Annotated in this window: 4 protein-coding genes and 1 tRNA gene; 4 read left to right on the plus strand and 1 reads right to left on the minus strand. The window is 49.3% G+C overall.

The window, feature by feature from the left end:
- Positions 1–207 precede the first annotated feature (207 nt).
- On the minus strand, positions 208–2,217 hold the full coding sequence (locus tag BOW51_RS07635; RefSeq protein ID WP_078477163.1) for an O-linked N-acetylglucosamine transferase, SPINDLY family protein: 2,010 nt from the start codon (positions 2,215–2,217) through the stop codon (positions 208–210).
- A gap of 239 nt (positions 2,218–2,456) precedes the next feature.
- Between BOW51_RS07635 and rplM the strand changes: the two genes are divergently transcribed.
- From rplM to BOW51_RS07655, 4 genes are all read left to right on the plus strand, one after another.
- Complete coding sequence (gene rplM, locus BOW51_RS07640) at positions 2,457–2,885, plus strand: 50S ribosomal protein L13 (protein ID WP_078477164.1); 429 nt, start codon at positions 2,457–2,459, stop codon at positions 2,883–2,885.
- Between the two features lie 25 nt (positions 2,886–2,910).
- Positions 2,911–3,303, plus strand: coding sequence for a 30S ribosomal protein S9 (gene rpsI / locus BOW51_RS07645; protein ID WP_078477165.1), 393 nt, complete (start codon positions 2,911–2,913; stop codon positions 3,301–3,303).
- A 50-nt stretch (positions 3,304–3,353) separates the two neighbouring features.
- Positions 3,354–3,427, plus strand: a tRNA-Gln gene (locus tag BOW51_RS07650).
- A gap of 324 nt (positions 3,428–3,751) precedes the next feature.
- Positions 3,752–4,657 (plus strand): porin, encoded by a 906-nt coding sequence (locus BOW51_RS07655; protein WP_167367275.1) that lies wholly within the window; start codon positions 3,752–3,754, stop codon positions 4,655–4,657.
- Positions 4,658–4,780 lie beyond the last annotated feature (123 nt).

Consider the following 4,780-nt stretch of genomic DNA (forward strand, 5'->3'; position numbering starts at 1 on the left):
AAGCGACACCAAGCGACACCAAGCGACACCACCATGCCACCGGTCATGACCATGGCGAGGAGAAAGTTGATGAATTGACCAATTGATTTCATATTGCTACTGCGAGTTGCCCGCCATCATACAGTGATGATTTGTTTAAATTAACAGGGAATTCGTTCGTTAAGTCTTACATCGCTATAGCGGAGAATCAACACAATTTGACATGTGTCATGACTCCACTACGATATCGGTCGGCTTTTCTCCTCGCCGGTGGCACTCGATCATTTCCAGATATGCTTTGTCCAGATTTGAAGTATATCTTTCGGTATTAAACAGGGCGCTTTCATCCCTGTTTGCCGCCAGTTTGTCTCGAATTGCCTGTAACTTGTCGCTGCTTGTTGCCAGTTCGATTGCCCGCGTCTCGTACTCTTCCGTTGTGACGACCACTAGTTCAGGTAATTCAATAGCATGCAACAGGCTCGCTGCTACCCTGGCGTGAAATGCCTTACCAATGTGTGTCAGAACCGGCAAATTCATCCATAATGCATCAGTTGCAGTGGTATGCGCGTTGTAGGGCAGCGTATCCAGAAACAAGTCGGCAAGCCTGTGACGCGCGAGGTGCTCAGCATGTCCGACACGTCGTGCAAATACAATGCGTGCCCCATCAACCCCCATTCTTTCAGCCTCTTTCCGCAAATTTCGTTCTGCTGTCCCCCTGTTTTTACCCGTATAAAGCCAAAGAACACTATCTGGAACAGCATCAAGAATTCGCATCCAGCTGGAAAATACAGCCGGCAGAATCTTCTCATTACGGTTGAAACAACAGAAGACAAAGCCCGATTCAGGCAGTCCCTCTTCAATGCGGTCAAGCGGTTCAGAAGAAACCTCATACAGTCTACTCGGAGGAAAGTAGGTATCTGGCATGTACACGACAGATTCGGAGACCTCCCTTCTTGTCTTCTGTGTCACAACGGTTTTATCAGCAATTATATAATCCATAAAGTCTGCAGCCATGGTCCCCGGAAATCCGAGGTAATTGACCTGCACTGGTGCAACACCATAAGCAAAGACCTGATTTCTGGTGTAAGCAGTATAGCCACCTAGGTTAATAGCGATATCGACCCCTATCTCTCTCGACATGGTGACGATATCCTCATCACTCAAGTTCATTACGTCAATAAAACGGTCAAAGGACTTCTCAAGCCTGAGTCGCATTGGATCGCCATCATTTCCGGATCTAAAAGAGAAGGCAACAACTTCGAAACGCGTTCGATCATGGAGTGAAATGACCTCTTCCAGGAGATGGGCCATTGGATGTTCCCGGAGGTCGGCAGAATAATAGCCAATACAAATTTTCCCGCCCTCCTGGATACTCCTTGAAACCTCCATGTCGAATTTGCCTAGCTTGAATGCCTGCGATTCAGCTTGTGCCACCTGTCTCTGCATTTCGGGCTCATCGACCAGTTCCATCAAGGCGAAAGGCGCAATGAAAGACTCATGCCTTTTCACCATCGGCAACAGTGTGCCAAGCAATTGGTTGAATCCGCTCCAGTCGCTCATCCTCATCTTTGTTAACAGATATCCCACCTGCAGCCCAACTTGATCTGGGTCGATTCTCATCGCGGTTTCAATGCATTGCAGCGCATCTTCAAGTGCGCCCTTTTTCTGGTAGAAGTGTGCGCATTTCACTAATACATCTGCATCACTTGGCATGATAGAGAGGGCCGTCTCGCAACACCCTGCCGCCTCTTCATTACGTTGCAGTTGTTCCAGAGACAGCGCCTTGTTCAGGTAGACTTCCGCATCCCGTGGCCTGACACCAAGATCTTTGTCATACCACTGAAGGGCATCTTCGTGATTCCCTAGATCTGAGTAAGCCATTCCGATGTTCATCCACACCTGGTTAAAGTCCGGGCGAACTTCCAGCGCCCTGAAATAGCATGTTAGTGCAGCCTTGTGCTGATCGTTTTCCGCCAGGGCCACTCCTTTTGCAAACCAGGTTTCAACATCATTCGGCGCTAGCGCCAATGACTTGTCAAAAGCGTCCAGGGACTGAGGGATGCGATTGAGAAATTTCAGGGTCAGAGCCTTATTGTACCAGGCTGATGCATTCCCCGGCTCTTTCGCGAGTACCTTGTCGAACAGCTTAAGAGCCTGCTTGTAATTGCCCTTCCCGGCATATGCGAGTCCTTTTTCCATTAAGGATGAGAGATTAATACTGCTACTCTGTTTCGCCATTATCAGAAATCAACCAAGTACACTTAATCTCGCAGCATCATACTATATAAAGATTCAGAATTACGTCCCCTATAAATATCATTCCGCCCTGAATCCTGATCTTTTCCCCGTAACTGTTGTCATCTGCCGATTAATCCGGTAAGATTCGCGCCCTTTCGTGGGGAAATTCCCTGCGGGGTCCTCCTATTGATTAGTGTGGGCCAATTAACTAAATCGAATTTTTGTTAAGGATCAAGCGGATGACTACCGTTAGCGCAAAACCTGCCGAAGTACGCCGTGACTGGTATGTCGTGGATGCCGAAGGCAAAACACTGGGTCGCCTGGCGACTGAAATCGCACGCCGTCTGCGCGGCAAGCACAAGGCCGAGTACACGCCTCACGTTGACACAGGTGACTATATCGTCGTCGTCAACGCCGAGAAAGTACACGTGACCGGCAACAAGATGCAGCAGAAGATGTACCATCATCACACTGGCTATGTAGGTAACCTGAAGTCGATTTCACTCGAAAAGCAGCTTCAGAAAGCCCCCGAGCGCGTGCTCGAGAGCGCCGTGCGTGGCATGCTTCCACGCAACAAGCTGGGGCGCGCCATGTTCAAGAAACTGCGCGTCTTCGCCGGTCCGGCACACACCCATAAAGCCCAGCAGCCCCAAGCGCTGGAAATCTAACTTTATTATTAAAAGAGTAAGCAGCATGGCACAAGCCCATAATTATGGAACAGGTCGTCGTAAAACATCAGCGGCTCGCGTTTTCATCACGCCCGGTAACGGCACCATCACTGTCAACAACCGCACGCCAGAGAACTTCTTCGGCCGCGAGACTGCCCGCATGATCGTGCGTCAGCCGCTCGAAATGACCGAAATGACCGACAAGCTCGACATCAAGATCACTGTCAGTGGCGGCGGCAACAGTGGCCAGGCCGGCGCTATTCGCCACGGCATTGCACGTGCACTGGTTGAATACAATGAAGAGCTTCGCAGCACAATGCGCAAAGCTGGCTTCCTGACACGTGACGCCCGTATGGTTGAACGCAAAAAGGTCGGCCTGCACAAAGCGCGCAAGCGTCCGCAGTTCTCAAAGCGTTAATTCGCAGCCTTCTGCAAAAGGCCGGAGTCTTTGGCTTCGGCCTTTTCATTTGGGGAATCGTCTAGCGGCAGGACTACGGACTCTGACTCCGTCAACGGGGGTTCAAATCCCTCTTCCCCAGCCATATCAAGTAAAAAGCCCTGCGGGGCTTTTTTGCGTTTCTCAAATCGATATTTGCCCTCTTGTATTGGCGATCCCAAACCTGTGTGCATAATACAGAAGCACACCAATTCATTTAGAAAACTACAAAAATAAGCCCAATATAAACCTATACTTACGTACAGAGTGTATTGTTTATGAGATATTTTAAAATAATGTTGTATTTTTCTCTATTTTTCCTTGCCGTAGCAGATTTGGTTACCTATACTGCGACCTGAGCATGATGCTCCGCTCAACAAACAGGTATATACATATACCCAAATCTTTATCGAACAAAGGAATTGTTTTCATGAAAAAATCAATTATCGCGGCCGCTATCGTTGCAGCACCCGCAGCCAATGCCGGCGTTACCATCTACGGCAAAGTCCACGTTTCTGTTGATTACATCGACGATGGCAGTGATAACGTATGGTCAGTCACATCCCGTGCTTCACGCATCGGATTCAAGGGCACCGAAGATTTGGGCAACGGCATGAGCCTGATCTGGAAAGCCGAAACCGGCTATGACTTCGCTGATGGCAATGCATGGAGCAAAGACAGCGGCGGCACACCAAACGGACGTAACGCCTACATCGGCCTGACCGGCGACTGGGGTACTTTCCTCTATGGCCGCCATGACACGCCTTACAAAATGGGTTATTACGCGACCGGCATTGACATGATGGGCGACACCATTATGGACATGAACAGCTACGCCGGTTTTGATGAAGTGCGCGCGAGTAACGCTATCGCCTACGTTTCTCCTCACATGAATGGCCTGACTTTTGCTGGGGCAGTCGTACCCGGTGAAAACACTCCGACACAAACCGGTCTGGCTGACAAGTGGTCTGTTTCTGCCATGTACAAAAATAGCGGCCTGAAGCTGGCTGCTGGCTATGAAGATCTGGATAGCGGCAATACCAAGTTCTTGATCGGCGGCAGCTACACCATGAGCAATCTTACCGTTGCGCTGGCCTATGAAGATGATGATGGCGAAGACAGCAAATCACTCGGTGCTGCTGTAGGTGCAACCTTCGGCAACAACAAAGTGGTCCTCAACTATGCTAATTATGATCAAAGCAGCGGCGAAACTGATGCTTGGGGCATTGGCCTGTCTCACTCGCTGAGCAAGCGTACTTCTGCTTACGCAGCTTATGCGGATAATGAGACTAGTGACAAGTCTGGCCTCTCATTCGGCATGATCCACAACTTCTAATCATTACCGATTAGAAACTGTGTGACACTAAACGGGGCCTTTGTGCCCCGTTTTTTTGTTGCATAAAAAGTAGATAGACTTTCAACTACGCAGAAATAAATATCCAGAACATATGAATTAATC

Origin of the sequence: Solemya elarraichensis gill symbiont, assembly GCF_002021095.1 — a bacterium.
Taxonomy (GTDB): Bacteria; Pseudomonadota; Gammaproteobacteria; order Chromatiales; family Chromatiaceae.

Bases quoted from the DNA above. Each gene is read 5' to 3' on its own strand.
- BOW51_RS07635 (WP_078477163.1), bottom strand. From the start codon at position 2,217: ATGGCGAAACAGAGTAGCAGTATTAATCTCTCATCCTTAATGGAAAAA.
- BOW51_RS07655 (WP_167367275.1), top strand. From the start codon at position 3,752: ATGAAAAAATCAATTATCGCGGCCGCTATCGTTGCAGCACCCGCAGCC.
- rpsI (WP_078477165.1), top strand. From the start codon at position 2,911: ATGGCACAAGCCCATAATTATGGAACAGGTCGTCGTAAAACATCAGCG.
- rplM (WP_078477164.1), top strand. From the start codon at position 2,457: ATGACTACCGTTAGCGCAAAACCTGCCGAAGTACGCCGTGACTGGTAT.